The 25,339-nt window shown below is 65.3% G+C and carries 23 protein-coding genes; 10 read left to right on the top strand and 13 right to left on the bottom strand.

Translation table 11 applies throughout. The features are described 5' to 3' along the window. Positions 1–5: 5 nt before the first annotated feature. The 3 genes from hfq to A3M7_RS0104035 all read right to left on the bottom strand — a co-directional run bounded on the left by hfq (position 6) and on the right by A3M7_RS0104035 (position 4,305). Positions 6–254: an RNA chaperone Hfq gene (gene hfq / locus A3M7_RS0104045; protein WP_007591126.1), complete on the bottom strand. Its 249-nt coding sequence runs from the start codon at positions 252–254 to the stop codon at positions 6–8. 248 nt (positions 255–502) lie between these two features. Continuing rightward, positions 503–1,873 carry a sigma-54 dependent transcriptional regulator gene (locus A3M7_RS0104040; RefSeq protein ID WP_027542769.1) on the bottom strand — a complete coding sequence of 457 codons (1,371 nt, stop codon included), beginning with the start codon at positions 1,871–1,873 and terminating at the stop codon, positions 503–505. 17 nt (positions 1,874–1,890) lie between these two features. Further along, positions 1,891–4,305: a PAS domain-containing sensor histidine kinase gene (locus A3M7_RS0104035; RefSeq protein ID WP_027542768.1), complete on the bottom strand. Its 2,415-nt coding sequence runs from the start codon at positions 4,303–4,305 to the stop codon at positions 1,891–1,893. 176 nt (positions 4,306–4,481) lie between these two features. On the opposite strand from A3M7_RS0104035, the gene A3M7_RS48250 reads away from it, so the two are divergent. Continuing rightward, positions 4,482–4,622 (top strand): hypothetical protein, encoded by a 141-nt coding sequence (locus A3M7_RS48250; protein WP_156936814.1) that lies wholly within the window; start codon positions 4,482–4,484, stop codon positions 4,620–4,622. 164 nt (positions 4,623–4,786) lie between these two features. Here the strand turns inward: A3M7_RS48250 and ntrC are convergent, their stop codons facing one another. The 3 genes from ntrC to dusB are packed head-to-tail and all read right to left on the bottom strand — an operon-like array spanning position 4,787 to position 8,412. Continuing rightward, on the bottom strand, positions 4,787–6,229 hold the full coding sequence (ntrC, locus tag A3M7_RS0104025) for a nitrogen regulation protein NR(I) (RefSeq protein WP_027542767.1): 1,443 nt from the start codon (positions 6,227–6,229) through the stop codon (positions 4,787–4,789). Between the two features lie 9 nt (positions 6,230–6,238). After that, positions 6,239–7,414, bottom strand: a complete 1,176-nt coding sequence (locus tag A3M7_RS0104020; protein ID WP_027542766.1) for a nitrogen regulation protein NR(II) — start codon at positions 7,412–7,414, stop codon at positions 6,239–6,241. Then, positions 7,411–8,412: a tRNA dihydrouridine synthase DusB gene (gene dusB / locus A3M7_RS0104015; protein ID WP_027542765.1), complete on the bottom strand. Its 1,002-nt coding sequence runs from the start codon at positions 8,410–8,412 to the stop codon at positions 7,411–7,413. Before dusB ends, A3M7_RS0104020 begins: the two co-directional genes overlap by 4 nt. Before the next feature lie 279 nt (positions 8,413–8,691). Here dusB and A3M7_RS0104010 point away from each other — a divergent pair, with 279 nt between their 5' ends. Next, on the top strand, positions 8,692–9,873 hold the full coding sequence (locus A3M7_RS0104010) for a bifunctional 2-C-methyl-D-erythritol 4-phosphate cytidylyltransferase/2-C-methyl-D-erythritol 2,4-cyclodiphosphate synthase (RefSeq protein WP_027542764.1): 1,182 nt from the start codon (positions 8,692–8,694) through the stop codon (positions 9,871–9,873). A 4-nt stretch (positions 9,874–9,877) separates the two neighbouring features. Beyond that, positions 9,878–10,489, top strand: coding sequence for a CinA family protein (locus tag A3M7_RS0104005; RefSeq protein ID WP_027542763.1), 612 nt, complete (start codon positions 9,878–9,880; stop codon positions 10,487–10,489). A gap of 111 nt (positions 10,490–10,600) precedes the next feature. Here A3M7_RS0104005 and A3M7_RS0104000 read toward each other — a convergent pair whose 3' ends face one another. Beyond that, positions 10,601–11,026 (bottom strand): GNAT family N-acetyltransferase, encoded by a 426-nt coding sequence (locus tag A3M7_RS0104000; protein ID WP_371089909.1) that lies wholly within the window; start codon positions 11,024–11,026, stop codon positions 10,601–10,603. Positions 11,027–11,488: 462 nt separating this feature from the next. Between A3M7_RS0104000 and A3M7_RS0103990 the strand changes: the two genes are divergently transcribed. The 6 genes from A3M7_RS0103990 to A3M7_RS0103965 are packed head-to-tail and all read left to right on the top strand — an operon-like array spanning position 11,489 to position 16,535. Further along, a complete protein-coding gene (locus A3M7_RS0103990) occupies positions 11,489–12,100 on the top strand; it encodes a cytochrome c (RefSeq protein ID WP_371089947.1) in 612 nt (203 codons plus the stop codon). Positions 12,101–12,111: 11 nt separating this feature from the next. Then, the gene (locus A3M7_RS0103985) at positions 12,112–13,356 is read left to right on the top strand and encodes a cytochrome c (RefSeq protein WP_198033698.1); all 1,245 of its coding nucleotides are present in this window, start codon (positions 12,112–12,114) and stop codon (positions 13,354–13,356) included. A gap of 18 nt (positions 13,357–13,374) precedes the next feature. Beyond that, positions 13,375–13,551, top strand: coding sequence for a hypothetical protein (locus tag A3M7_RS49495; RefSeq protein ID WP_027542758.1), 177 nt, complete (start codon positions 13,375–13,377; stop codon positions 13,549–13,551). Next, positions 13,548–14,111 (top strand): cytochrome c oxidase subunit II, encoded by a 564-nt coding sequence (locus A3M7_RS0103975; protein ID WP_027542757.1) that lies wholly within the window; start codon positions 13,548–13,550, stop codon positions 14,109–14,111. Before A3M7_RS49495 ends, A3M7_RS0103975 begins: the two co-directional genes overlap by 4 nt. Further along, positions 14,098–15,720: a b(o/a)3-type cytochrome-c oxidase subunit 1 gene (locus A3M7_RS0103970; RefSeq protein ID WP_027542756.1), complete on the top strand. Its 1,623-nt coding sequence runs from the start codon at positions 14,098–14,100 to the stop codon at positions 15,718–15,720. Before A3M7_RS0103975 ends, A3M7_RS0103970 begins: the two co-directional genes overlap by 14 nt. After that, a complete protein-coding gene (locus A3M7_RS0103965; RefSeq protein WP_027542755.1) occupies positions 15,720–16,535 on the top strand; it encodes a cytochrome c in 816 nt (271 codons plus the stop codon). Before A3M7_RS0103970 ends, A3M7_RS0103965 begins: the two co-directional genes overlap by 1 nt. Positions 16,536–16,687: 152 nt before the next feature. Here the strand turns inward: A3M7_RS0103965 and A3M7_RS0103960 are convergent, their stop codons facing one another. Together A3M7_RS0103960 and lipA are read right to left on the bottom strand one after the other, a co-directional pair. Beyond that, positions 16,688–17,158, bottom strand: a complete 471-nt coding sequence (locus tag A3M7_RS0103960; RefSeq protein ID WP_027542754.1) for a type II toxin-antitoxin system RatA family toxin — start codon at positions 17,156–17,158, stop codon at positions 16,688–16,690. 6 nt (positions 17,159–17,164) lie between these two features. Further along, the gene (gene lipA, locus A3M7_RS0103955; protein ID WP_027542753.1) at positions 17,165–18,121 is read right to left on the bottom strand and encodes a lipoyl synthase; all 957 of its coding nucleotides are present in this window, start codon (positions 18,119–18,121) and stop codon (positions 17,165–17,167) included. A gap of 130 nt (positions 18,122–18,251) precedes the next feature. On the opposite strand from lipA, the gene A3M7_RS0103950 reads away from it, so the two are divergent. Beyond that, entirely contained in the window at positions 18,252–18,854 is a 603-nt protein-coding gene (locus A3M7_RS0103950) for a DNA-3-methyladenine glycosylase (RefSeq protein ID WP_027542752.1), read from the top strand. A gap of 111 nt (positions 18,855–18,965) precedes the next feature. Here the strand turns inward: A3M7_RS0103950 and A3M7_RS0103945 are convergent, their stop codons facing one another. The 4 genes from A3M7_RS0103945 to A3M7_RS0103930 all read right to left on the bottom strand — a co-directional run bounded on the left by A3M7_RS0103945 (position 18,966) and on the right by A3M7_RS0103930 (position 25,318). Then, positions 18,966–21,842 (bottom strand): valine--tRNA ligase, encoded by a 2,877-nt coding sequence (locus tag A3M7_RS0103945; RefSeq protein WP_027542751.1) that lies wholly within the window; start codon positions 21,840–21,842, stop codon positions 18,966–18,968. A gap of 140 nt (positions 21,843–21,982) precedes the next feature. Then, positions 21,983–22,759 (bottom strand): PopZ family protein, encoded by a 777-nt coding sequence (locus tag A3M7_RS0103940; RefSeq protein WP_027542750.1) that lies wholly within the window; start codon positions 22,757–22,759, stop codon positions 21,983–21,985. A 305-nt stretch (positions 22,760–23,064) separates the two neighbouring features. After that, positions 23,065–24,450: a TolC family outer membrane protein gene (locus tag A3M7_RS0103935; protein WP_027542749.1), complete on the bottom strand. Its 1,386-nt coding sequence runs from the start codon at positions 24,448–24,450 to the stop codon at positions 23,065–23,067. Positions 24,451–24,655: 205 nt separating this feature from the next. Continuing rightward, a complete protein-coding gene (locus tag A3M7_RS0103930; protein WP_027542748.1) occupies positions 24,656–25,318 on the bottom strand; it encodes a protein-L-isoaspartate O-methyltransferase in 663 nt (220 codons plus the stop codon). Between the last annotated feature and the right edge of the window lie 21 nt (positions 25,319–25,339).

Raw genomic sequence — 25,339 nt, 5'->3', positions numbered from 1 at the left:
CACTCTCAAGCCGGCTGATCCTCGCCGCCTTCGAACAGCTGGATCGGAGCGCCCGGCATGATGGTCGAGATCGCATGCTTGTAGACAAGCTGCGAGTGACCGTCGCGCCGAAGCAGCAAACAGAAATTGTCGAACCAGGTCACGATGCCCTGGAGCTTCACTCCGTTGACCAGAAAAATCGTCAGTGGCGTCTTGGTTTTGCGAACGTGATTAAGGAAGGTGTCCTGTAGGTTTTGTGCGCGGTCTGCCGCCATTGTTTTTTTCTCGCTTTGAGTTTCTTTTTATTGCGCCGGTTGCGGCCCTCTTGGTGAAATTCGGGGCCTCGTCCGGTTGCCGTTCCTCATGAGATCCCCCTCGGAGGAACAGCGGTTCGATTAGAGGACAGGTCGCGTTATTAGGCAAGCCGCTTCACGCGGCAGGCCACGCCGTATTGCCCCGAAAAACTACGGAAATCGATGATTTTCCTCACTTATCCCTGAGGCGCAAACGCAACGTCGCGGCGTCAGCCGACGCCGAGCGCCTTCAGCTTCCGATGCAGCGCCGAGCGTTCCATGCCAACGAACTCGGCCGTACGAGAAATATTTCCTGAAAAACGGCTGATCTGTGCAATCAAATAGTCGCGCTCGAACACCTCGCGCGCTTCGCGCAGCGGCAGGCCCATGATGTGCTCGCCATTGTTGCTGGTCGGCATCGCCGGCACCATGGAGCCGACGTCCTGCGGCAACATGTCGGCGGTGATGATCACTTCCGGTCCGCCTGCGGCCAGAATCATGACTCTCTCAACGTTGTTGCGAAGCTGGCGCACGTTGCCGGGCCAGACATGCGATTGCAGCACCGCCATCGCGTCCTGCCCGATCTGCCGCTTGGGCAGGCCGCTGCCGGCCGAGATCTGCTCCATGAAGTAGTCGATCAGTTCCGGAATATCCTCGCGCCGCTCCGACAGCGCGGGCACGCGGATCGGCACCACCGAGAGGCGATGATAGAGGTCCTCGCGGAAATGGCCGGCCGCGATCTCCTCTTCCAGGTTGCGCGCCGTCGAGGAGATGATGCGCACGTCGACCTGCACCTTGGCGGTGCCGGCGACGCGCTGGAACGACTGCTCGACCAGCACGCGCAGGATCTTGTTCTGGGTCTCGCGCGGCATGTCCGCGATCTCGTCGATGAACAGCGTGCCGCCATGCGCTTCCTCGAGCGCACCGGGCTTGCGCGGCTGCTCGCCATTGGACTGCTCGACGCCGAACAGCTCGTGCTCCATGCGCTCGGGCGTGATCGCGGCGGCGTTGATGACGACGAAGGGACCGTCGGCGCGGCCCGAGGCCGTGTGCAGCGTGCGCGCAGTCAGCTCCTTGCCGGCGCCGGCGGGGCCGACGATCAGGATGCGGCTGTTGGCCTTGGCCGCGCGCTCGATGGTCTGGCGCAGCTGGTTCATGCTGGGCGAGCGGCCGACCAGCGAGCTTGCGCTCGGCGCGAGCTGCTTCAGCTCCTTGACCTCGCGCTTCAGCCGCGAGTTCTCCAGTGCCCTGGTGGCGACCAGGATCAGCCGGTCCGCCTTGAACGGCTTCTCGATGAAGTCGTAGGCGCCGCGCTTGATCGCGGCGACCGCGGTCTCGATGTTGCCGTGGCCGGAGATCATCACGACCGGCAGATCGGCATTGTCCTTCTTGACCTGCTCCAGCAGCTGCAAGCCGTCGAGCTTGGAGCCCTGGAGCCAGATGTCGAGGAACACCAGATGCGGCCTGCGGTTGGCGATTTCGGCCAACGCCGAGTCGCTGTCGCGTGCGGTCCGGGTGACGAACCCCTCGTCCTCGAGGATGCCCGCAACGAGATCCCGAATATCGGCCTCATCATCGACAATCAGAATTTCACTTGCCATGGGTCGCGCCTGTCTTGTCAGCTGCCTGTTGAGGCTTCGATCTTCGTTGAATCATTGGTCATTTCAGCCGGCTCTTTGGTTTCGGCAGCCGGCCCTTTTGTTTCCGTGTCCTTGATGGATTCCTTGGCGATTTCCGCTTCCTTGATCGTTTCCGCGGTCGTTTGCTCGATCGCGTTCCTGGCGGCCGGCGCCTGCTCGGTCCCCTCGGCCTTCGCGGGCGCGCCGGAGATCGCAAAGCGCATCCGCATCCAGGCACCGCGCTGGCCCGCACGGAAGTCGGAGGCGTCCTTCAACTCGATGCGCCCACCATGGTCTTCAAGCACGCGGCCGACGATCGCAAGGCCAAGGCCGGTGCCCTTGGCCCGCGTCGTCACATACGGCTCGAGCAGCCGCGAGCGCGCCACCTTGGGCAGACCGATGCCATTGTCGATGACATCGATGAGCACGTCCTCGCCCTCGCGCGACACCACGACGTCGATACGGCCCTTGCCGAGCTCTTCCGGCGGCACCTGCTCGATCGCCTCGGTGGCGTTCTTGACGATGTTGGTGACCGCCTGCGAGATCAGCCGCCGGTCGAACTGGGCGCGCAGCGGATCTTCCCTGAACTCGGCCTCGATATCGAGCTCGGGATGGGCGACCTTCATCAGGAACACCGCCTGCCGCACGGTGTCGGCGACGTCCTCGCCCTCCATCACCGGTTTCGGCATCCGCGCAAAGCGCGAGAATTCGTCGACCATGCGCCTGATGTCGTCGACCTGACGCACGATGGTGTCGGTGCACTGCTCGAAGATCTGCTTGTCCTTGGCCTCGGTGATATCCTTGCCGAACTTGCGGCGGATGCGCTCGGCCGAGAGCTGGATCGGCGTCAGCGGGTTCTTGATCTCATGGGCGATGCGGCGCGCCACGTCGCCCCAGGCCGAGGTGCGCTGTGCCGACACCAGTTCGGTGATGTCGTCGAGCGTGATGATGTAGCTGTCGTGCGGCTGGTTCTTCTCGGCGCTGACGCGGACCGAGAGGTTGCGCTCCTGTCCGTCGCGCGTGATCGTGATCTGGCCCTGCACCAGGCGCTGGGTGCCTTCCCGCGCCGTCTTCATCATCTCGTCGAGCTCCGGCAGGACGTCGGAGAGCGCATGACCGAGCGTCTCCGCTTCGGAGTGACCGATCAGCTTCTCGGCGGAGCGGTTGAGGATGCCGACGCTGCCCGAATTGTCGACGCCGATGATGCCGGCGCTCGCCGAGGACAGCACCGCCTCGATGAAGCGGCGGCGGCTGTCGATGAGGTCGCTGGCGTTGACGAGCTCGTCGCGCTGGCTGCGCAATTCCTGCGTCATCTTGTTGAAGGTCTCGCCGAGCTGGGCGAGATCGCCCTCCGACTGGTGCACCGGCACCTTCACATGAAGGTCGCCGGTCGAGACCGTGTGGGCCGCGTTCATCAGCCGCCGGATCGGCGATACCAGCGAGTTGGCGAAGTTCAGCCCGATCAGCACCGAGGCCATCAGGATGGTCAGCGCGATCACCGCAAACATCAGCGCGAAGGCGACCTGGATGCCGAGCCGCCGCGACTCGATCTGGGCATATTCGGCGACGCTGACCTCGGTCTGCTTGAGCTGGTGGACCACATTCGGATCGAGCGGCCGCGCGACATAGAGAAAGGTGTCGCTGAAGGCGCGCAAGCGGATCACCGCCGCGACGAAGCTCGCATCCGGCAGCACCGCGATCTCGGGCTCGGACTCGTTGACGTTGCTGAGGAAGTCCGGCGCCGGTGGCGAATAGGCCAGCCGCATGCCGGTGTCGGCGGATTCCAGGATGTTGGTGTTCTTGTCGATGATCATCGCGCCCGGCAGATTGCGGGAGCTGGCACTGGCCGTCAGCATCTCGCGAAACGACCGCCGGTCCTGGTCGTAGAGCGGCCGGGCGTGCGCGATATCGTTGGCCATGCCGAGAATGTCGCCGCGGATCAGCTGCGCATGGTCCTGCATATAGGCCCGCGCGATGTTCAGCGAGTTCTGGATGACCTCCTTGGTCGGCCCGGAGAACAACCGGTCGAGGCCGCGCTCGAGGGTGACGTTGGCGACGACGGAAACCAGCACGGCCGGAAGCACCGCCACGATCGAGAACAGGCTGACGATCTGGACATGGAGACGTGCCGCCGCCCTGCCCCGCCGACGCGCCAGGATGAGCTGCCAGAGCTCACGGACGATGATCCCGACCAGGAGCAGGATCGTGCCCGCATTGATCAGATAGAACGTGCGGACCACCTCCGGCGTCGGATCGATCCGCGTGAGACCGGTCAGGACCAGGAAGGTCAGCAGGCCCGACAGCAATGCCAGCGCCACGGCAAAGGGCGCCAGCCAGCGTCGCGGCGACCAGCGTCGGGGCTCTTCAGCTGGGGCCGTGTCAAAGGATGCGGCCGAGGTGTCTGCGCTGGTCATTCCGGCAATGGGTGCTGAAAAACGGGGTCCGCGGTGGCGGCGGATACTGATGTATTCCTACCACATTGTTGCCGAATTGCGACAATTCCGCGGCGTCCCCGCCGCGACGGACCGGCGCATCCACAGGGCATGTCGGGCCAGCGGGAACGGAGTCCGGCCGTTCCGGCTTGACCCGGATGGATAGGTTCTTTCTCGCGATAATGGTCGCGGCCGTTCTGCTGCTGATCGTCGCTTCCGACCTGCTGGTCAACGGCCACGGCATGCAGGCACCGGCTGACGTGGCCATGCTGCCGACATCAGGCCGCCTGGTCAGATAGGTGCGACGCCGCGTCCTGCGGTCGAATGACCAATTTGAATGTTCCGGCGGAACAAGTCGGTCCTATCAGGACTTCTGCTCACCGCGTTAGCCATCAAGGCCAGCGCGATTCGGACAGGCTCAGCTCCGCTGTGGTAGGGGGAGCTGAGCCACCGTCCCGGAAAACTAGCCCCCGCTCCGGTAGACCTGGATATCGAGATCCCGGATCTTCTTCCGCAGCGTGTTGCGGTTGAGGCCGAGCAGGTCCGCGGCGCGGATCTGATTGCCGCGGGTGGCGGCGAGCGCGGCCGTGAGCAGCGGCACCTCGATCTCCTTGAGGATACGGTGATAGAGGCCCGGCGGCGGCACGCCGTTCGGGAAGCCCTGGAAGTGCGAGGACAGATACGCCTCCACCGCGCCGCCGAGATTGTCGACGCCCTGCTGGACCGCGGCACCGGGGCTGACCGTGGGCGGCGCCAGCTCGCCGTCGATGACGGAGCCCGTGATCACGTCCTGCGGATAGAGCGCGGCGAGGCGCCGGGCGAGATTTTCGAGCTCGCGCACGTTGCCGGGCCAGCGGTGCTGCTTCATCCGCTCCAGCGCCAGCGTGTCGAGCTTCTTCGGCGGCAGGCCGTCCTTCTCGGCCAGCGTGAAGAAGTGCCGCACGAGGTCCGGCAGGTCTTCGATGCGCTCGCGCAAGGGGGGCAGCCGCAGCGGCACGACGTTAAGGCGGAAGAACAAATCTTCGCGGAACAGGCCCTGCTGGATCAGGACGCGCAGATCCTTGTTGGACGCCGCGACGATCCGCACGTCGGTCTTGATCGGGGTGCGGCCGCCGACGGTGGTGTATTCGCCCTGCTGGAGCACGCGCAGCAGGCGGGTCTGCGCCTCCATCGGCATGTCGCCGATTTCGTCGAGGAACAGCGTGCCGCCCTCGGCCTGCTCGAACCGGCCCGAGGCGCGGGTGTTGGCGCCGGTGAAGGCGCCGCGCTCATGGCCGAACAGCTCGGACTCGATCAGGTCGCGCGGGATCGCCGCCATGTTGACGGCGACGAACGGGCCGTTGCGGCGCTTGCCGTAATCGTGCAGCGCGCGCGCCACCAGCTCCTTGCCGGTGCCGGACTCGCCCGTGATCATCACGGTGAGGTCGGTCTGCATCAGGCGCGCCAGCACGCGGTAGATTTCCTGCATCGCCGGCGAGCGGCCGACCAGCGGGATCGCCTCCATCTCGGCGTCCTCGTCCGGCGTCGAGGTTCGCTCCTTCGGCTCGGCGAGCGCACGGCCGACGATGGCGATCAGCTCCTTCAGGTCGAAGGGCTTTGGCAGATATTCGTACGCCCCGCGCTCGGAGGCGCGGATCGCCGTCATGAAGGTGTTTTGCGCGCTCATGACGATGACGGGCAAATTCGGCCGCATCTTCTTGATCCGCGGCAGCAGGTCGAAGGCGTTTTCGTCCGGCATCACCACGTCGGTGATGACGAGATCGCCCTCGCCCTGGCTGACCCAGCGCCACAGCGTTGCGGCATTGCCGGTGAGCCTGACCTCATAGCCGGCGCGGGACAGAGCCTGGTTGAGTACCGTGCGGATGGCGGTGTCGTCATCTGCAACGAGAATGCTACCTGCGGGCATTGTTAATCCTCATTTTGCCCCCTGTGATGCAGACGACGACTTCCCGGCAGAGCCGTCGCGACTGCTGTGATCGGCATGTTTGACCGATGTGGAATACATCGGCATCAGCACGCGGAAGGTGGTTTTGCGCGGCTGAGATTCGCATTCGATGATGCCCCCGTGATCGCCGACGATCTTTGCGACAAGCGCAAGGCCCAGACCCGAGCCGGTCTGCTTGGTGGTCACGAAGGGATCGAACAGGTTGGGCAGAAGATCGTCCGGCACGCCTGGTCCGTTGTCCCTCACGCAGAATTCGAGCGGCAACGATACCCGGGATTTTTGACCGGGGACTGACAGGCGTACGCCGGGGCGGAACGCGGTGGTGAGCTGGATCTCGGCGTCGGGCACGTCGATCAGGGCTTCGGCGGCGTTCTTCACGAGATTGAGGAACACCTGGATCAACTGGTCCTGGTTCGCCAGCACCGGCGGCAGCGAGGGATCGTAGTCCTCGATGAAGCGGATGTTGCGGGCAAAACCCGACTGCGCCAGCCGCTTCACGTGATCGAGCACCGAATGGATGTTGACCGGCCCGCGCACCACGGGGCGCTCGTCGCCGAACACCTCCATGCGGTCGACCAGCGTCACGATGCGGTCGGCCTCGTCGCAGATTAGCCGCGTCAGCATGCGGTCCTCGGAGGACGCCTGCTGCTCCAGCAGCTGCGCCGCACCGCGGATGCCGGAGAGCGGATTCTTGATCTCATGCGCGAGCATTGCTGCTAGCGCTATCACCGAGCGCGCGGCGCTGCGATGGGTGAGCTGGCGGTCCATCTTGTCGGCGATGGTGCGCTCCTGGAGCATCACCACGATATGGCCGGGCCGCTCCGTGAGCGGGGCGACGTGCAGATCGACCTGGCGGTCGCCGCCCATCCGGGGCGTGCCGAGATCGACCTTGTATTCGTTCACCGGCGAGTTCGACGAGCGCACCTGGTCGATCAGCGCCAGCAAGGGGCTGCCGAACGGCACCAGCTCTTTCAGCGACTGCCGCTTCAGGAACTGCGTCGAGATCTCGAAGAAAGCTTCGGTTGCGATGTTGGCGCCGACGATCTTGCCGTCCGGCCCGATCATGAGCACGGGATTGGGAAGCGCGTCCAGGATCGCATCGCTGTCGGACGGAAGCGGCCGACGATGTTCAGCGGCTGAGCTCATGCAGCAGCGCTCCATGCGAAGTCGTCGAAGGCATCTTGCAGTGACTGGTGAACGAGGCGCGGATCCTCGGACGTCAGAATCGTCTGGCGCCAGGATTTCAGCTTCGCGGCCGGCGCGCGGCTCGCTTCGGCCGCGACGTCGAGCGCCCAGCCGAGATGCTTGCGGGCATGCTTGAGGCCGACGCGCAGGCCGTAGAGGGCGCACACGCCTTCATAAAGCGTGCGGACATAATGGAGTTGCGTCGCGAGCGACGGCGCGGCTTCCGCCGCCCCGCCCTTCAGGCGACGGCCGATCTGGCCGGGCAGCCAGGGTTGGCCCTGCGCGCCGCGGCCGATCATCACGGCGTCGGCGCCGGAGGATTCGAGCGCCGCGAGCGCCTTCTCGTAGGAGGTGATGTCGCCATTGACGATGAGCGGAATCGAGATCGCCTCGCGCACGGCGCGGATAGCATCCCAATCGGCCTCGCCCTTGTAGAACTGGCAGCGGGTGCGGCCATGCACGGTGACGAGCTTGATGCCGGCGGCTTCCGCGCGCCGCGCCAGTTCCGGCGCATTGCGGCTGCGATCGTCCCAGCCGAGCCGCATCTTCAGCGTCACCGGCACCTTCACCGCCGCGATCGTCGCATCGATCAGGCTGACGGCATGGTCGAGATCCCGCATCAGGGCCGAGCCGGACTGGCCGCCGGTGACGTGGCGGGCCGGACAGCCCATGTTGATGTCGATGATATCGGCGCCCTCGGCCTCGGCGATCCGGGCGCCTTCGGCCATCCAGTGCGCCTCGCAGCCGGCGAGCTGCACCACATGCGGGCCGATTCCGGTCGCTTCGCAGCGCAACCGGGACATCCGGTGGCCGTTGGCGAGCTCATCGCTGGCGGTCATTTCGGACACCACCAGACCTGCCCCAAGCTCGGCGACCAACCGCCGGACGGGCGAGTCAGTCACTCCCGACATCGGTGCCAGGAAGACCGGGGTAGCGACCTCAATATCGCCTATTTTCAAGGGCTTGGAGCCTAATCCTGCCGGGCCGGTCACAGTGGTCTCATTCACTCGCAGGGCCTCATCGCACCTGCCATGATCTATCTTGCGCACAATTCTTGTGCAGTCAAGCGTCATGCCTACAGTTTAGACAGTTCTGCAAATCTTTCAAGTGCAGTGCAACAAACTGCTGTTTCCCACAATCCGGGGAAACCCCCTTTTTTTGCGGGCCTGCCGTGCTAGAGGCATGCCGGCAATCACCCACTCCCGACTCTTTCATTAGCAACTGAGTATTTGAGTCCTATGGCGAAATCACAGCGCACCGCAGTCGTTCTTGTCGCGGCAGGTCGCGGCCTGCGCGCAGGCGCCGGCGGGCCGAAGCAATATCGCGAGATCGGCGGCCAGCCCGTGATCTATCGCGCCATGGAAGCCTTCAGCCGCCACCCCGACGTGTTTGCCGTGCAGCCCGTGGTCAACCCCGACGACAGCGCCATGTTCACGGTAGCGGTCGCAGGATTGAAGCACGAGCCGCCGGCCAATGGCGGCGCCACGCGCCAGGCCTCGGTGCTTGCCGGTCTCGAAGCGCTGGCACGGCACAAGCCCGACATTGTCCTGATCCACGACGCCGCGCGTCCCTTCGTCTCGGAAGGCGTGATCTCGCGCGCGATCGATGCCGCCAGCCGCACCGGCGCCGCGATCCCCGTCGTTCCCGTCACCGACACCATCAAGCTCACCGGTGAGAGCGGCAATGTCGAGGACACGCCGGACCGGGCCCGCCTGCGGATCGCGCAGACGCCGCAATCCTTTCGTTTCGATGTCATCCTCGAGGCGCATCGTCGCGCGGCGAAGGACGGACGCAGCGATTTCACCGATGATGCCGCGATTGCCGAATGGGCGGGATTGACGGTTGCAACCTTTGAAGGCGATGTTGCCAACATGAAGCTCACCACTCCCGAAGACTTCGTGCGCGAGGAAGCGCGCTTGGCTGCCCAGCTCGGCGACATCAGGACCGGCACGGGCTACGACGTGCACGCCTTCGGCGAAGGCGACCACGTCATGATCTGCGGCGTGCGCGTGCCCCACAGCAAAGGCTTCCTGGCCCATTCCGACGGCGATGTCGGCCTGCATGCACTGGTGGATGCCATCCTCGGCGCGCTGGCCGACGGCGACATCGGCTCGCACTTCCCGCCGAGCGATGCGAAGTGGAAGGGCGCCTCCTCCGACCAGTTCCTGAAATACGCCATCGAGCGCGTCACCCAGCGCGGCGGCCGCGTCGCCAATCTCGAGGTGACGATGATCTGCGAGCGGCCGAAGATCGGCCCGCTGCGCGACACCATGCGCGCGCGCATCGCCGAGATTTCCGGTGTCGACATCTCGCGCGTCGCGGTGAAGGCGACGACCAGCGAGCGGCTCGGCTTCACCGGCCGCGAGGAAGGCATCGCGGCCACCGCGAGCGCCACCATCCGCCTGCCCTGGAGCGTGTAAGATCATGGGCGGCAGCGACGCACGCGCCCTCTCCCGCTCGCTGCTCGATTTGTGCCGGATGCGCAAGCTGACGATCGCCACGGCCGAATCGTGCACCGGCGGCCTCGTTGCCGGCGCACTGACCGACATCCCCGGCTCCTCCGACGTGATCGACCGCGGCTTCGTCACCTATTCCAACGACGCCAAGCGCGCGATGCTCGGCGTTGAAGCAGGTACGCTCACCAATTTCGGTGCCGTCAGCAAGGAGACCGCAACCGCGATGGCGATCGGCGCGCTGGAGCGTGCCGGTGTCGACCTAGCGGTCGCCATCACCGGCATCGCCGGCCCCGGCGGCGCCACGCCCGGCAAGCCGGTCGGCCTCGTCCATTTCGCCGCCGCCGCCCGCGACGGCCGCATCATCCATCGCGAGCATCGTTTCGGCGCGATCGGCCGCAGCGCCGTGCGTCAGCGCTCCGTGGTCGAGGCGCTGCGCATGCTGATGGACCTCGCTCGCGGCCCGCAAGTCGCGGCCAAGCCGCGCCGCGCCGCCGCCGCAACCCGCCTGCGCCCGCGTGTGACCCGCTCGCCGCGAAGGCACGCGGCGAAGCGCAGGCCGCCGCGCTCGCCGCGGGGGTGAACGGTTCCGTCGTCCCGTAGCCCGGGTGAGCGAAGCGACACCCGGGGACACCACGGCAGAAGTCCCGCATGTCGCTACGCTCATGCGAACTACAATTGTGCGGGCTGTCACTTACATCTCGGCCAGTTCTCTCAGCTTCGCGCCGGCGATCCGGAAGAACCTCTTCTCCGGTAGCGCCCGCCCACCAAGCATCTCGTAGAAGTGCTGAAGCCGCAGGTCATCCGCATCGGCAGTCCAATCGATGCGATCGTGCCCCTCCTGGCGCGCGATTTCGGCCAGTCGCGCCATCAGCCGTTTTCCCAATCCAGCTCCGCGTCGGTTGTCACGAACGTAGAGCTCCTTCAGGAAGAAGCCTGACGTCAAACCCGGTCCGGGATAGATGGCACTGAAACATGCAAGACCTGCGATTTCATCGTTCTCACAAGCGAGCAGAATTCGCGATCCGGCGGGCCTCGACCTCAGCCCGTCAATGATCATGTCCCGTGCGGGGCAGACGGCGCGATAGTGAGCCTGCATCTCGATCAGCGCATCGGCCACGTCATCGAAATCGGCGTCCGCGATTTCCCTGAAAGTCGTCAGAGCGATATGGTCCATGGCCGATCCCTGTGGTCACACAATATCCGTTAGCCTCACGGTAGCGATATACGCCGTTTGCCCGCAGTTGTGTTTCGTGTCGAGGTGAGTGGAAGCACAAGGCTCGGGCGAGCGGTCCCACGAGACCGCGATGCTGCGCTGCTTTTCAAAAAGCACGCAAATCTTGTCGAATCCGATCGTTATATGCAGTGCAAGAGCGCGACCAAACGTCATCGTTCCCTTCCGAACTTGCGCGCGACTATATTGGCGCAATAATGCCGCTCTATGTTGTGGTCCGGAATCAACCGGCCCAGCCTTCTGGAGGGCGACGAATTGCTCGCTCGCACCACTGCTCTGGCAATCATTGCCATCCTGGCCGCCATTGACGCTGTGGCCGCACAAACGGCCAACCAGCCGCCGGATACCATGGCGGCGCGGGTCGAGGCCTGCACGCCCTGTCACGGCAACAAGGGCGAAGGCACCAGCGACGTCTATTTCCCGCGGCTTGCCGGCAAACCCGCCGGCTATCTCTACAACCAGCTCCTCGCCTTCCGCAGCGGCCGGCGCAAATACCCGCCGATGAACTATCTGCTGGAGTTCCTGCCCGATCCGTACCTGGAGGCGATGGCGGAGTACTTTGCCAGCGAGCATCCGCCGCTGCCGCAGCCGGCGCCGAGCGAGGTCAGCAAGGACGTGCTGGCGCAGGGCGAGCAGCTTGCGACGAGCGGCGATGCCGGCCGCAACATTCCGGCCTGCGTGAGCTGCCACGGTCCCGGGCTCACGGGCATGCAGCCCGGCATCCCCGGACTGCTGGGCTTGCGCGCGCCTTACATCAGCGCTCAACTCGGCGCCTGGCGCTACGGCACGCGCACGGCCAAATCGCCCGACTGCATGCAGCTCGTCGCCGGCCATCTGACCGAGGCCGACGTCACCGCCGTTGCAGCTTGGCTCGCGACGCGGCCGGCGCCCGCCAACCCGGCTCCCGTGCCGAAAGGCACCTACGCGCTGCCGTTCGGCTGCGGCAGCCAGCCCAACTGACGAGGCGGATGATGGGCTCAAGACTGTCGATCGCACTCCTCGCTCTCGCCGCGTTCACGACGGCCGCGCCGGCGCAGGACAAGGACAAGACCGGTGATATCATCGCGCGCGGCGAGTATCTCGCCCGCGCCGGCGACTGCACCGCGTGCCACACCGCACCGGAAGGCCGCCTGTTCGCCGGCGGCCGCGCCATGCCGACGCCGTTCGGCACGCTCTACACCTCCAACATCACGCCGGATCCAGAGACCGGGATCGGCAAGTGGAGCGCGGACGACTTCTACAAGACCATGCACAACGGCCGCTTCCCGGATGGCGGACTGATCTATCCGGCGATGCCGTTTGCGTCCTACACAAAGGTCACGCGCGCCGACAGCGACGCGATCTTCGCCTATCTGCGCTCGATCCCGCCGGTCAGCCAGAAGAACAAGCCGCACGATCTGCGCTTTCCCTATGACAACCGTCAGCTCATTCTCGGCTGGCGCACGCTGTACTTCCGCGAGGGCGAGTTCAAGCCTGATCCGACCAAATCGGCGGAATGGAATCGCGGCGCCTACCTGGTCGAAGGGCTCGGTCATTGCGGCATGTGCCATTCGCCGATCAATGCGCTCGGCGGCACCTCGCAATCGGACGCCTTCAAGGGCGGCCTGATCCCGATGCAGAACTGGTACGCGCCCTCGCTCACGTCCAACCGCGAGGCAGGTCTCGGCGACTGGAGCATCAAGGACATCACCGATCTGCTCCAGACCGGCGTTTCGGCGCGCGGTGTCGTCTACGGCCCGATGGCCGAAGTCGTGCACAACAGCCTGCAATATCTTGATGACGCGGACACCAAGGCGATGGCGGTGTACCTCAAGGGCATCTCGGAGCCCTCCCCTCCGCCGCCGGCGAGCTCGGCGCTGCCGACCACCGAAAGCAGCCTGCTGATCAGCCTCGGCAAGACCGTCTATGACAAGAACTGCGCGAGCTGTCATGGCACGCAGGGCGAAGGCAAGCCGCCGCACTGGCCGCCGCTCGCCAACAACCAGTCGATCGAGATGCAGTCGGCGGTCAACCCGATCCGCATGGTGCTCAACGGCGGCTATCCGCCGGGTACCAAGGGCAATCCGATGCCATATGGGATGCCGCCGTTCGCCGGCCTGCTCTCCGACAACGAGGTCGCCGCCGTCGTCTCCTACATCCGCACCGCCTGGGGCAATCGCGGCACGCCGGTCTCGGCCCGCGAGGCCAACGAGCTGCGCTCCGCACCGCTGAACTGAGGACGCCAGAGAAACGTCATGATCAATTCCGATCCGCCGACCAGCCCAGCCGCCGCCGACCAGGCCGTCGAGGAGGTCGTCGCGCAGGGCCCGTCCGGCGCGATCGTGCTCGCCGGTATCGCCACGGCCTGCGTGGTCGCGATGTGGCTCGCCTTCTATCTGTTCGTCTTCCTGCCGCGCGGATCGCTGCAATGAGCGCAGAGGACACCCATGGCAGCGCCGAGGTCGCAGCCCGCGTCGAGCGGCGCTGGGCGACTATTGCCGTGATCATCATCGTGGGCATGGCGCTGCTGGCGGCGTTCGCCGGCATCCATCGCGCAACCATGCCGCAGCCGCGCGTCGAGACCACCGATCCCTCGCGCATTCATCTTTCGGGCGAATTCGTCGAAAGCAATCTCGGCAGCGTTCTCGAGGCCAACGGCAACGTCACGGTACGCGCGATCGGCCAGCAATATTCCTTCACGCCGGCCTGCATCGTGGTGCCCGTGGATACGCCGATCACGCTCCGCGCCACCAGCGCCGACGTCGTGCACGGCATCCTGATCCAGGGCACCAACGTCAACACCATGCTGGTGCCGGGCTACATCTCCGAGCAGCTGATGCGCTTTACAAGGACCGGCGACTATCTGATGCCCTGCCAGGAGTTTTGCTCCTTCGGCCATGAGGGCATGTGGGGCAAGGTCAAGGTGATCGACAAGACCGACTTTGCCAATCGTGCGAAGGGCGGCGGGAGGCTGAGCTGTGTTGGCCAATAGGAAGCTCATCCTCGCCCATTTCTGGTTTGCCTTCGCGCTGTTCGGCGTCGCGCTCACGCTCGGCGCCTGGCAGATGTTCATCCGCAGCCCGATCGGCACCTGGCTCTCCAACCCCGAGCTCTACTACCGCTCGCTGACCGCGCACGGCACGGTGATGGGCTACGTGTTCCCGACGCTGGTGGCGATGGGTTTTGGCTACGCCATCAGCGAATCCGCGCTGGAGCAGCGCCTGGTCGGCGTGCGCTGGGCCTGGGCCGGATTCTGGCTGATCGTTGCCGGCAGCATCATGGCCGTGATCCCGATCGCGCTCGGGCGCGCCTCGGTGCTCTACACGTTCTATCCGCCGCTGATCGGCAACGTCTTCTACTATCTCGGCGTCGTCCTGGTCGTGGTCGGCTCCTGGATCTGGGTCGCGCTGATGGCGGTCAATCTGCGCGTCTGGCGAAAGGCCCATCCCGGCGCGCCGGTGCCGCTTGCCATGTTCGCCAATGTCGCCGGCTCCTATCTGTGGGCGTGGACCGCGGTCGGCGCGGCGCTCGAGCTGTTGCTCCAGATCATTCCGGTTGCGGCGGGGTTGAAGGCGACGATCGACGCCGGTCTTGCCCGTGTCTTCTTCTCCTGGACGCTGCACGCCATCGTCTATTTCTGGCTGATGCCGACCTACATCGCCTATTACACCATCGTGCCGCGCGCGATCGGCGGCCGGGTCTATTCCGACACAATGGCGCGGATCTCGTTCATCCTGTTTCTGGTGGTGGCGATGCCGATCGGCATGCACCACACCTTCGCCGATCCGCAGGTCGGCGCCGGCTTCAAGTTCATCCATTCGGCCTTCACCGCACTGGTCGCGCTGCCGACACTGCTGACGGTGTTCACGATCTGCGCCTCGGTCGAAATCGCCGCGCGGCTGCGCGGCGGGCGCGGCCTGTTCGGCTGGATCAGGGCGCTGCCCTGGGACAATCCGATGATGCTGGCGCTCGCGTTCTCGTTCGTCATGCTCGGCTTCGGCGGTGCCGGCGGCCTCATCAACATGAGCTATCAGCTCGACGCATCGATCCACAACACGCAGTGGATCACGGGCCATTTCCACCTGATCTTCGGCGGCGCCATCGTGATCATGTATTTCGCGATCGCCTATGATCTGTGGCCGCACCTCACCGGGCGCGAGCTGACCGACCTTCGCCTGATCCGCACCCAGCTCTGGCTGTGGTTCGTCGGCATGATCATCACCACATTCCCCTGGCACTGGGTCGGCATCCTGGGCATGCCGCGCCGCATGGCCTATTTCGACTTCGGCGATCCCGCGATCGCGCCGCAGGCGCTCTCCGTCACATTCTCCGCGATTGGCGGTTTCATCCTGCTGACCTCAGGCATCATATTCCTGGTCATTCTGGCCCGAGGGATGCGTGCGCCTCAGGCTGACGCCGGCCCCTATCGCTTTGCGCTGGCCGTGCACCAGCCGGCGACGGTGCCGGTCGCGCTCAACACCCACGCGCTGTGGGTGGCGCTGATGATCGCGCTGACCATCACCAATTACGGCTATCCGATCCTGACGCTGGCACTGACCGAGGGCACGTCGGTGCCGGCCGTCTATGTGGGAGCGCAGTGATGAGCACGCGCGACCTCTTCACCTTCCGTAACGGCCATTTCAAGATTGGCGTCGGCATCACTGCTGCGATCCTCGTCGTGACGGCGATTGCCGGATTCATCGTGCTGCCCTTCGCGCAGCCCTGGGTGCAGTTCGCCAATGTCTGGGATGCGATCTGTAGCGCCGCCGGCGTGCCGCGGCGCGCGGCAAGCGTGACGGCGCCCGAGCAGAGCAAGCGTCTTTCGGAGGTCGTGCTCACCTCGCATACGCTGTCGCGTCCGAGCCAGGAGGCGATTGGCCGCGGCGCCACGCTCGCGCAGCGCTGCGCGATCTGCCACGGCCCGACCGGCATCAGCCGCGCGGACTCGCCCAACCTCGCCGGTCAGTATGCGGCCGTGATCTACAAGGAGCTGCACGATTTCCGTTCCGGCGCGCGCACCAATGCCGTGATGTCGCCGTTCGCCGTCAACCTGACCGACCAGGAGATCGCCGACCTCTCGAACTACTACGCCTATCTGCCGCGGCTGCCGGCCTATCACCCGACGCCGCTTCTGCCGAAACCCAACATCGTCATCTACGGCGCGCCGATCCGCGGCATCGCGCCGTGCGGCGCCTGCCATGGCAGCCTCGACAACAAGACCGGCAGCCCCTGGCTGGAGGGCCAGTCCGAGGCCTACATGAAGGCCCAGCTCCAGGCCTTCGCCTCAGGCGAACGGCGCAACGACATCAGCCAGCAGATGCGCAACATCGCGCGCGCGATGACGCCGCAGGAGATCGAGCAGGCCGCGGCCTACTACGCCTCGCAGCCGCCGGATGTTGTCAAAGCGGTGGATTGAGCCCCACTGTCATCGCGAGCGCCTTGTCCGCCATAGCTCGAAGAGCGACGGCGGAAGCGAAGCAATCCAGAGTATTTCCTCAGAGGGATTCTGGATTGCTTCGTCGCAAGGGCTCCTCGCAATGACGGCGGAAAGAGTGTGCCCAGCCTAGACTACGTCGACGCCAGCTTCGGTCGTCCGTAGATCGCATCCGCGCGCTTCTCGAATGCGGTGGAGAAGCGTGCGAACGCGGCATCGAACATCGAGCCCATCAGCATCGCCAGCATGCGGCTCTTGAACTCGTAGGCGAGGAAGAAGCCGACGTCGCAGACGCCCTCACCTTTGGGCTCGAACGTCCAACGGTTTTCCAGATTACGGAACGGGCCTTGCAGATATTCGACCAGGATTTTCAGGTTGGCGCGGTCGAGCGTCACGCGGCTGGTGAAGGATTCCTTGACCAGCTTGAACGACACCGTCATGTCGGCGACCAGCACCTCGGTGCCGTCGGGCTTCGCCATCCGCTGCCGCACCTTCAGCGCGCTGCACAGCGGCACGAACTCCGGGTAGCGCTCGACATCGGCGACCAGATCAAACATCTCGGACGCACTGTGGTTGACGCGGTGCTTGCTCGAAACTCGATGCATGGTACGTCAGCGGGCTTGAGCTGCCCGCGCAGCCTTCAGTCTCGCGAAATCCTCGCCGGCATGATGCGACGAGCGGGTGAGCGGGCTCGCCGACACCATCAGGAAGCCCTTGGTGTAGGCGACCTTTTCATAGGACGAAAACTCGTCCGGCGGCACGTAGCGCATGACCGCGTGATGCTTGCGGGTCGGCTGGAGATATTGCCCGATGGTCAGGAAGTCGACGTCGGCCGAGCGCAGATCGTCCATCACCTGCTGCACTTCATGGCGCTCCTCGCCGAGGCCGACCATGATACCGGACTTGGTGAAGATGGACGCATCGAGCTCCTTGACCCGCTGCAACAGCCGGATCGAATGGAAGTAGCGCGCGCCCGGCCGCACCGTGAGATAGCGCGACGGCACGGTCTCGAGATTATGGTTGAAGACGTCGGGCCTGGCCGCGACGACGATCTCGAGCGCTCCGTCCTTGCGCAGGAAGTCCGGCGTCAGGATCTCGATCGTGGTCGAAGGGCACGCGGCCCGGATCGCACGGATGGTCTGGGCGAAATGCTCGGCGCCGCCATCGGCAAGATCGTCGCGGTCGACGGAGGTGATGACGACGTGGGCAAGACCGAGCTTGGCAACGGCCTCGGCAACGTTCTGCGGCTCGGCCGCATCCAGCGCGTTGGGCAGGCCGGTCTTGACGTTGCAGAAGGCGCACGCGCGGGTGCAGGTGTCACCCATGATCATGAAGGTCGCGTGCTTCTTGTCCCAGCACTCGCCGATGTTCGGGCAGCCCGCCTCCTCGCACACCGTGTGCAGGCCGTTGGCGCGCACAATGTTGCGGGTGTCGGCATAGCCGCGCGTGTTGGGCGCGCGCACGCGGATCCAGTCCGGCTTCGGCGGCGAAGCGGAATCGGGGCGATTCACCTTTTCGGGGTGGCGCGGGCGCAGCGGGTTCGTGATGGTATCGACAATAACGACCATGGGGTGTCCGGTCTGTTCAGGTCCTACCTAGTCGGTCTCGCCCGGCATCGCAACCCGGCTCGCACCGCTTCAGGGAACATGGCAGATATGGGCAATATCCTGCTCTGTTTTCAGGCGATTCTCACCTCGAATGGCTCCAACCTTGAAGACCTCTACACCGCGGCTCGGCAAGGCCCTGAAGCGCGCCTTTTTTGGCCGCAACGTCCGCGAGGTCGCCCATGACCTGATCGGTGCCACCATGCTTGTGGACGGCGTCGGCGGCCGCATCGTCGAGGTCGAGGCCTATCATCATACCGAGCCGGCGGCGCACTCCTACAACGGCCCGACGCCGCGGAACCAGGTCATGTTCGGCCCGCCCGGCTTTGCCTATGTCTACCGCTCCTACGGCATCCACTGGTGCGTCAATTTCGTCTGCGAGGAGGAAGGCTCGGCCGCGGCTGTGCTAATCCGCGCGCTGGAGCCGACGCACGGCATCGCCGCGATGCGCCGCCGCCGTCACCTCCAGGACGTGCACGCGCTGTGCTCGGGCCCGGGCAAGCTGACCGAGGCGCTCGGCATCACCATCGCGCACAACGCCCTGCCGCTGGACCGGCCGCCGATCGCGCTGCATGCGCGGACGGAGAATTTCGAGGTGGCGACAGGCATCCGGATCGGCATCACCAAGGCCGTCGAGCTGCCCTGGCGCTATGGCGTCAGGGGCTCGAAGTTTCTGAGCAAGCCGTTTCCGAAGTGACTGTCATTCCGGGATGGTCCGAAGGACCAGACCACAGGTGCGCAATTGCGCACCGGGGAATCTCGAGATTCCGGGTTCGATGCTACGCATCGCCCCGGAATGACGGGCGTCCTAAGAGGCAAGCTTCAGCCGCTCCAGCGCCTCGAGCAGCTTGGCCTTGCGGGCCAGCGCCGCCTCGCGCTTTTCGCGCTCCTCCTCGACGACCTCGTCGGCCGCGTTGGCGACGAATTTTTCGTTCGCCAGCTTGGACTCGGCGCGCTTGATGTCCGCGTCGGCCTTGCCGATCTCCTTGTCGAGGCGCGTGCGCTCGGCGGCGACGTCGATCACGCCCTTCAGCGGCAGCGCGGCCACTTCGCCGCGCACGAGGAGCTGAACCGCGCCGTCAGGTGCGCGATCGGCGAAGGAGATGTCAGACAGCCGCGCCATGCGCTTGATGACGTCGGTCCAGCGCGGTGCGCGTTCCCTGGCCTCGGCCGAGGCGCCGACGAGCACCAGCGCGGTCAGCGTCGCCGGCGCAATGTTCATCTCGGCGCGCACCGAGCGGATCTGCGTGATCAGGTCGATCACCCAGCCGATCTCGGCTTCCGCCTTGGGATCGGTGAAGTCGGCATGATCGAAGATCGGCATGATCAGGGCCGGCGAGATCAGCGGATCGGTCGGACCGGCGGCTGCCGCGAGCATCACGAGTTGCTCCGGTGTCGGGGCGGAGGGCTTCAGCGGCCATTGCGCCAGTGCAAGCAGGCCGTCGCGCTTGGCCGTCACCTCCCACAACTCTTCGGTGATGAAGGGCATGAAGGGGTGGAGCAGCTTCAGGATCTCGTCGCGCGCCCAGGCGACCATGGCGCGGGTCTCGTCCTTGGCGGGGCTGTCCGGGCCAAGGAGTACGGGCTTTGCCAGCTCGACATACCAGTCGCAATAGACGTTCCAGACGAAGCGGTAGATCGCGCCGGCGGCATCGTTGAAGCGATAGGCCTCGATCGCCTCGGTCACCTCGCGCGTGGTGTGCGCGCTCTCATGCGCGATCCAGCGATTCAGCGTCTCCTTGGCCTTTGCCGGCTCGAAACCGTCGGGCACGGCGCAGTGGTTCATCTCCGCGAAGCGGGACGCATTCCAGAGCTTGGTCGCGAAATTGCGGTAGCCCTCGACGCGGCTGGTGGCGAGCTTGATGTCGCGTCCCTGCGCCGCCATCGCGGCCAGCGTGAAGCGCAGCGCGTCCGCACCGTAGTCGTCGATCAGGTGGAGCGGATCGATGACGTTGCCCTTCGACTTCGACATCTTGGCGCCCTTCTCGTCGCGGACGAGGGCGTGGATGTAGATCGTCGAGAACGGCACTTCCTTCATGAAGTGCAGGCCCATCATCATCATGCGGGCGACCCAGAAGAAGATGATGTCGAAGCCGGTCACCAGCGCGTTGGTCGGGTAGTAGCGCCGCACCTCGGGTGCATCTTCGGGCCAGCCGAGCGTCGAGAACGGCCACAGCGCCGAGGAGAACCAGGTATCGAGCACGTCTTCGTCGCGCGTGATGAAGCCTTCGCGCTTGTTGCGGTCGAGCGCCATCTCGCGCCCCTGCTCGGCCGTGATGACCTCCTGCTCGACGTAATAGCCGAGCGCGTGGCTGACGGCCTCCTCCTCGGTCTCGGCGACGAACACCTTCCCGTCGGGCCCGTACCAGGCGGGGATCTGGTGGCCCCACCAGAGCTGGCGCGAGATGCACCAGGGCTGGATGTTCTCCATCCACTCGTAATAGGTCTTTTCCCAGTTTTTCGGCACGAAGCTGGTTTCGCCCGAACGCACCGCCGCGATCGCGGGTTTTGCGAGTGTCTTGGCGTCGACGTACCACTGGTCCGTCAGGTACGGCTCGATCACGCTGTTGGAGCGGTCGCCGTGCGGCACCATGTGGGTGTGCGGCTCGATCCGCTCGACGAAGCCGAACGATTCCAGCCGCTCGACGATGCGCTTGCGCGCGGCGAAGCGATCGACCTTGTTGAACTCCTCGGCGAATTGCGAGGCGCCTTCCGGCAGGCCGCGCAGATAGTCCTCGTTGTCGAGGAGATCGAGGCAACCTTCCTTGTCGAGCACGCTGATCCGGCGCAGGCCGTGGCGATTGCCGACCTCGAAGTCGTTGAAGTCGTGCGCCGGCGTCACCTTCACCGCGCCCGATCCCTTCTCCGGATCGGAGTAGTCGTCGGCGACGATCTGGATCTTGCGGCCGACCAGCGGCAGGATGACGTTCTTGCCGACCAGCTTCTGATAGCGCTCGTCATCGGGATGCACGGCGACGCCAGAATCGCCGAGCATGGTCTCCGGGCGCGTCGTGGCGACGACGATGAAGCTCGAGGGATCCTCGGGGCTGAACGTCTTGCCCTCGATCGGATAGCGCAGATACCAGAGGCTGCCCTTGACCTCGGTCTGCTGCACTTCGAGATCGGAGATCGCGGTCAAGAGCTTGGTGTCCCAGTTCACCAGCCGCTTGTCCTTGTAGATCAGGCCGTCGCGGTGCAGCTCGACGAACACCTTGATGACGGCCTTGGACAGGCCCTCGTCCATGGTGAAGCGTTCGCGCGACCAGTCGCAGGACGCGCCGAGCCGCTTGAGCTGGTTGATGATGGTGTCGCCGCTCTCGGCCTTCCACTGCCAGACCCGCTCCAGGAACTTCTCGCGGCCCATCTCGCGCCGGCCGGGTTGCTGGCGCTCCATCAGCTGCCGCTCGACCACCATCTGGGTGGCGATGCCGGCGTGGTCGGTGCCGGGCTGCCACAGCACGTCGCGGCCGCGCATGCGCTCGAACCGGCACAGGATGTCCTGGAGCGTGTTGTTGAGGGCGTGGCCCATGTGCAGCGAGCCCGTCACGTTCGGCGGCGGGATCACGATGGTAAAGGGCACTGCGTCGCGGCGGTCGGGGCGGCCGGCCTTGAAGGCACGGCTGTCCTCCCACACCACGGACATGCGGGCTTCGATATCGGCGGGCTGGTAATTTTTCTCGATCATGGGGCTGCTAGAAAGCCGCGCGCGGGGGGCAAGTCAACGAAAAGGTCAACGAAAGCTCAGCGGCAAACGGGCTTTCCGGCCCGGTCGGCGGACCGAATGTGACGCACAAGCGGGGCTTTATCAGGGCTCAGCGGCCCGCTCTACCTGCCGCCGCGCGAGACCCGCTCGATTTCGGCCTTGACGATGCGTTCAACCAGCCCCGGCAGGTTGTCGTCGAGCCAGGATTTCAGCATCGGGCGCAGCATCTCCTTGACCAGGTCCTCCAGCGTCCGCGCGTTGCTGCTGAGCACCGTATGGGCCAGGGAATTGAAGGCGGATTCGACCGCTGAGACCGTCGATTGCGCGAGGATCGGCTGCTGCGGTGGCAGCGGCGGGGCATCGAAATCCACCGGCGCGTAGGACGGCGACGGGCGCGGTGGGGGCGATTCGGCGAATTCGAGATCGTCGCGCGGCTCGACCTTGCGGAAGCTCGGCGGCGGCGGAGGCGGTGTCGGCTCCGGGTCCATCGCCATGTCGTCGGTCAATTCGAGCACGTCGGGCTCGGGCTCCGGCTCGGGTTCCGGAGCACGAACCTCAGGCGCTGACGTGGCTGTGTCGAGCCCCGCCAGCAGCGCGTCGATATCGTCCTGGGAGTTTGGAGAGACATTCGCCGCAGGTGCAGGCGGCGGGGGCGGCGCCGGCTTTGCAGCCGGAGGCGGTGCGGGCTTCTCGGCGGCGGGTTTGGCGGGTGCGACCTTGGCGGGCGGAATGTCGTTCATCGCCTGCGGCTTTGCTGCGGGCGCCGCAGGCGCCGCAGCCTTCCCGGGATTCGCGATCTCTGCCGGCGGCGGCTTGGCCTCATCGTCGGCAATGATGCGCCGGATCGAGGCCAGAATCTCCTCCATCGAGGGTTCTGTGACCTTTGCAGGCTGCGTCATCTCCGACTCCACATCATCAACGCCCTCGCATGCGTTGTTTTACACCAAGCACGACAGGATTGGCCGGTTCCGCAACGGACGCCCCGACATTTTCGTCACGGCAGCCCGACTTGTCCCCAGATCACGGCTCAACGTGCGGCGGTGCGCCCCTGCCCTCGGCACTCAAGCTTTACGCACACGACATCGAATGCGGGGCGAATCGACCCGCATCTTCTTGGCAAGGCTATGTCAGGGATTTTGATGATTGCAAGCAAAGCACCGGTCGGCGTCGGCTGTTCGCGAGGCCGACCGGATGACTACGGGAATCAGCGCCCGTCGGGCGTACGCACGCCGCCCCAGCTGTCACGGACCTGATGGTAGTGAACGCTGGCATCGTAGACCGTGGTCGCAAGACCGAGCACCTGGGGCGCCAGACGGCCGACGGCGGCAAGGACGTTATACGATGCCACGACGCGGTCGTGCTGCGCCGTCACCAATGCGACGCGCGCATTGACCAGCGCCTGCTGCGCGTTGAGCACGTCGAGCGTGGTGCGCTGACCGGCCTTGGCTTCCTCGCGCACACCGTTGAGTGCGATCTCGGACGCCGTCACCTGCGCTTGCGCGGACTGCACCTGCGCCTTGCCGGCCTGCAAATTCCCCCAGAACTGCACCACGTTCGCGCGGGTCTGGTCGCGCGTGGTTTCGAGGTTGAGACGCTGCTGCGCCAGGTTTTCCTTGGATTGGCGGATCAGCGCATATTCGCCACCGCCCTGATAAATCGGCACCGAGACCTGCGCGATCGCGGATGCGTTGAACGAGCGCAACTGAATCAAGGACTGTTCGTTGGACTGCGTGGCCGCTGCCTGGATCGTAACCGTCGGCAGCAACGCACCTTCGGCGACTTTGACCTGCAAGAAATTGACGTCGATGCCATACATTGCGGCCGTGACGTTGGGATGCTCGACCAAGCCGAGCTCGACGGCCGAAGCGAGCGTTGACGGCAGGAACCGGTCGACCGGCGAGCCCGGTGCGAGGTTCGTCGGCTCGTTGCCGATGATGCGGCGGAAGTTCGCCCGCGTCGTGGTGAGGTTCGCCTCGGCGGTAAGCGCCTGCGTTCTGCCGGCAGCCAGTTGCGCTTCCGATTGCGCAACGTCGGTGCGCGTCACTTCGCCGACGTTGAAACGATCACGGGTCTGCTTCAGTGTTTGCTCGAGCACGCGCACGTTGCTGCGCTGGACTTCCAGCGTGGCGGCATCGCGCAGATAATCCATGTAGGTCGTGGCGGCCTGGAGCAGCAAGCTTTGATCGAGGCTGCGCAGCGCTTCGCGGGCACCGGACACCTGACTCTCCGCCGCCCGCGTTCTGTTGGCGGTCTGGTTGCCATTGTAGAGCGTCTGCGTGGCGGTAATTCCAGCGCTGCGAGGCAACACGGATCCGTGGATTGAGTTACTCCCCACGCCGCTCTGCAAATCCGTATATTGATAGCCGCCGCTCGCAGTCAGCGCGACCCTGGGACGGTAGCCCGACAAGGCCTGCGGCACGTTCTCGTCGGTCGAGCGCACCTGGGCACGCTGCGCGTTGAGCTGCGGATTGTTCTGATAGGCGCGCACCAAGGCGGCCTCGATCGTGTCCGCCAAGGCAGGCGTCGGCCCGGCAAGCGCCAGCACCAAGACCGAAACCGCCGCTCCGGTGAAGAGCTTCACCCCATGCATCCCAAAAATTCCGTTCATTCTAACGTCCGGCTCGTGCCCGCGAGCTGGGTTACGTCTACCGAGTGGAGTCGTTGCCCCGTCGCAACATAGGACGCGGATCGACGCGACGGAACTACCTCAAGGTAGTTCTCGGTGGAAACTCTTCACGTGCAGCATCCCGGCCACACTTCTGATTCAGAACGGGATTTTAACGGGCTTTGGGCCGTCAGAAGACGAATGCGGCGGCCCGTTCCAGCCCGGGGAGGACCGGGGCACCGGCATCGAACAGCGCCCGATGGCCGAATTCGCCGTGGGTATGGGTCACAATCATGGCCCGCGGCGGCCGGGATTCGGCAGACACCCCCACCAGACGCCCGCCTTCCCTAAGCTGCCCGAGCAGCTCCTCCGGCGTCACCTCGACAGCGCCATTGAGGATGATCACGTCGTAGGGCGCGCCAGAGGGGTCCCCCTCGGTGCAGGAAGCGACCTTGCAGGTGACATTGGCGAGCCCGAGGGCGGCGAAAGCGTCCTTGGCCTTCGCGACCAGGGCCGAATCGCATTCCGTTGCGGTGACCTGACGCGCCAGCTTGGCGGCCAGTGCGGCGAGGTAGCCCGTGGCGCAGCCGACGACCAGCACGTTGTCATCCTCGCCGATCTCGGCGGCCTGGAGCAGCTTGCCGGTCAGCTGCGGCTTGATCAGGAACCGCTTGCCGCCGCCCTCGCTCACATCGAGGTCGAGGTCGAGATAGGCCAAGGCCTGCCGGCTCGCCGGCACGAAGGCCTCGCGCGGAACCGTGAGCATGGCGTCGAGGACGCGGCGATCAGTGACGTCATTAGTGCGCACCTGGCCATCGACCATTTTGAGGCGCGCGGTCGAGAAACCGGACATTTGCGGACCCTGAAATGCGGA

The sequence above is a fragment of the Bradyrhizobium sp. WSM2254 genome, from assembly GCF_000472645.1.
Lineage (GTDB): Bacteria > Pseudomonadota > Alphaproteobacteria > Rhizobiales > Xanthobacteraceae > Bradyrhizobium > Bradyrhizobium niftali.
The sequence above is the reverse complement of the archived record's forward strand: the minus strand, read 5'-3'. Positions and strand labels throughout refer to the sequence as shown.

Excerpts from the sequence above, each read along its gene's own strand:
- hfq (WP_007591126.1), bottom strand. The coding sequence starts at position 254 with ATGGCGGCAGACCGCGCACAAAACCTACAGGACACCTTCCTTAATCAC.
- A3M7_RS0104040 (WP_027542769.1), bottom strand. The coding sequence starts at position 1,873 with ATGGCAAGTGAAATTCTGATTGTCGATGATGAGGCCGATATTCGGGAT.
- A3M7_RS0104035 (WP_027542768.1), bottom strand. The coding sequence starts at position 4,305 with ATGACCAGCGCAGACACCTCGGCCGCATCCTTTGACACGGCCCCAGCT.
- A3M7_RS48250 (WP_156936814.1), top strand. The coding sequence starts at position 4,482 with ATGGATAGGTTCTTTCTCGCGATAATGGTCGCGGCCGTTCTGCTGCTG.
- ntrC (WP_027542767.1), bottom strand. The coding sequence starts at position 6,229 with ATGCCCGCAGGTAGCATTCTCGTTGCAGATGACGACACCGCCATCCGC.
- A3M7_RS0104020 (WP_027542766.1), bottom strand. The coding sequence starts at position 7,414 with ATGAGCTCAGCCGCTGAACATCGTCGGCCGCTTCCGTCCGACAGCGAT.
- A3M7_RS0104010 (WP_027542764.1), top strand. The coding sequence starts at position 8,692 with ATGGCGAAATCACAGCGCACCGCAGTCGTTCTTGTCGCGGCAGGTCGC.
- A3M7_RS0104005 (WP_027542763.1), top strand. The coding sequence starts at position 9,878 with ATGGGCGGCAGCGACGCACGCGCCCTCTCCCGCTCGCTGCTCGATTTG.
- A3M7_RS0103990 (WP_371089947.1), top strand. The coding sequence starts at position 11,489 with ATGGCGGCGCGGGTCGAGGCCTGCACGCCCTGTCACGGCAACAAGGGC.
- A3M7_RS0103985 (WP_198033698.1), top strand. The coding sequence starts at position 12,112 with ATGGGCTCAAGACTGTCGATCGCACTCCTCGCTCTCGCCGCGTTCACG.
- A3M7_RS49495 (WP_027542758.1), top strand. The coding sequence starts at position 13,375 with ATGATCAATTCCGATCCGCCGACCAGCCCAGCCGCCGCCGACCAGGCC.
- A3M7_RS0103975 (WP_027542757.1), top strand. The coding sequence starts at position 13,548 with ATGAGCGCAGAGGACACCCATGGCAGCGCCGAGGTCGCAGCCCGCGTC.
- A3M7_RS0103965 (WP_027542755.1), top strand. The coding sequence starts at position 15,720 with ATGAGCACGCGCGACCTCTTCACCTTCCGTAACGGCCATTTCAAGATT.
- A3M7_RS0103960 (WP_027542754.1), bottom strand. The coding sequence starts at position 17,158 with ATGCATCGAGTTTCGAGCAAGCACCGCGTCAACCACAGTGCGTCCGAG.
- lipA (WP_027542753.1), bottom strand. The coding sequence starts at position 18,121 with ATGGTCGTTATTGTCGATACCATCACGAACCCGCTGCGCCCGCGCCAC.
- A3M7_RS0103950 (WP_027542752.1), top strand. The coding sequence starts at position 18,252 with ATGGCTCCAACCTTGAAGACCTCTACACCGCGGCTCGGCAAGGCCCTG.
- A3M7_RS0103945 (WP_027542751.1), bottom strand. The coding sequence starts at position 21,842 with ATGATCGAGAAAAATTACCAGCCCGCCGATATCGAAGCCCGCATGTCC.
- A3M7_RS0103940 (WP_027542750.1), bottom strand. The coding sequence starts at position 22,759 with ATGACGCAGCCTGCAAAGGTCACAGAACCCTCGATGGAGGAGATTCTG.
- A3M7_RS0103935 (WP_027542749.1), bottom strand. The coding sequence starts at position 24,450 with ATGCATGGGGTGAAGCTCTTCACCGGAGCGGCGGTTTCGGTCTTGGTG.
- A3M7_RS0103930 (WP_027542748.1), bottom strand. The coding sequence starts at position 25,318 with ATGTCCGGTTTCTCGACCGCGCGCCTCAAAATGGTCGATGGCCAGGTG.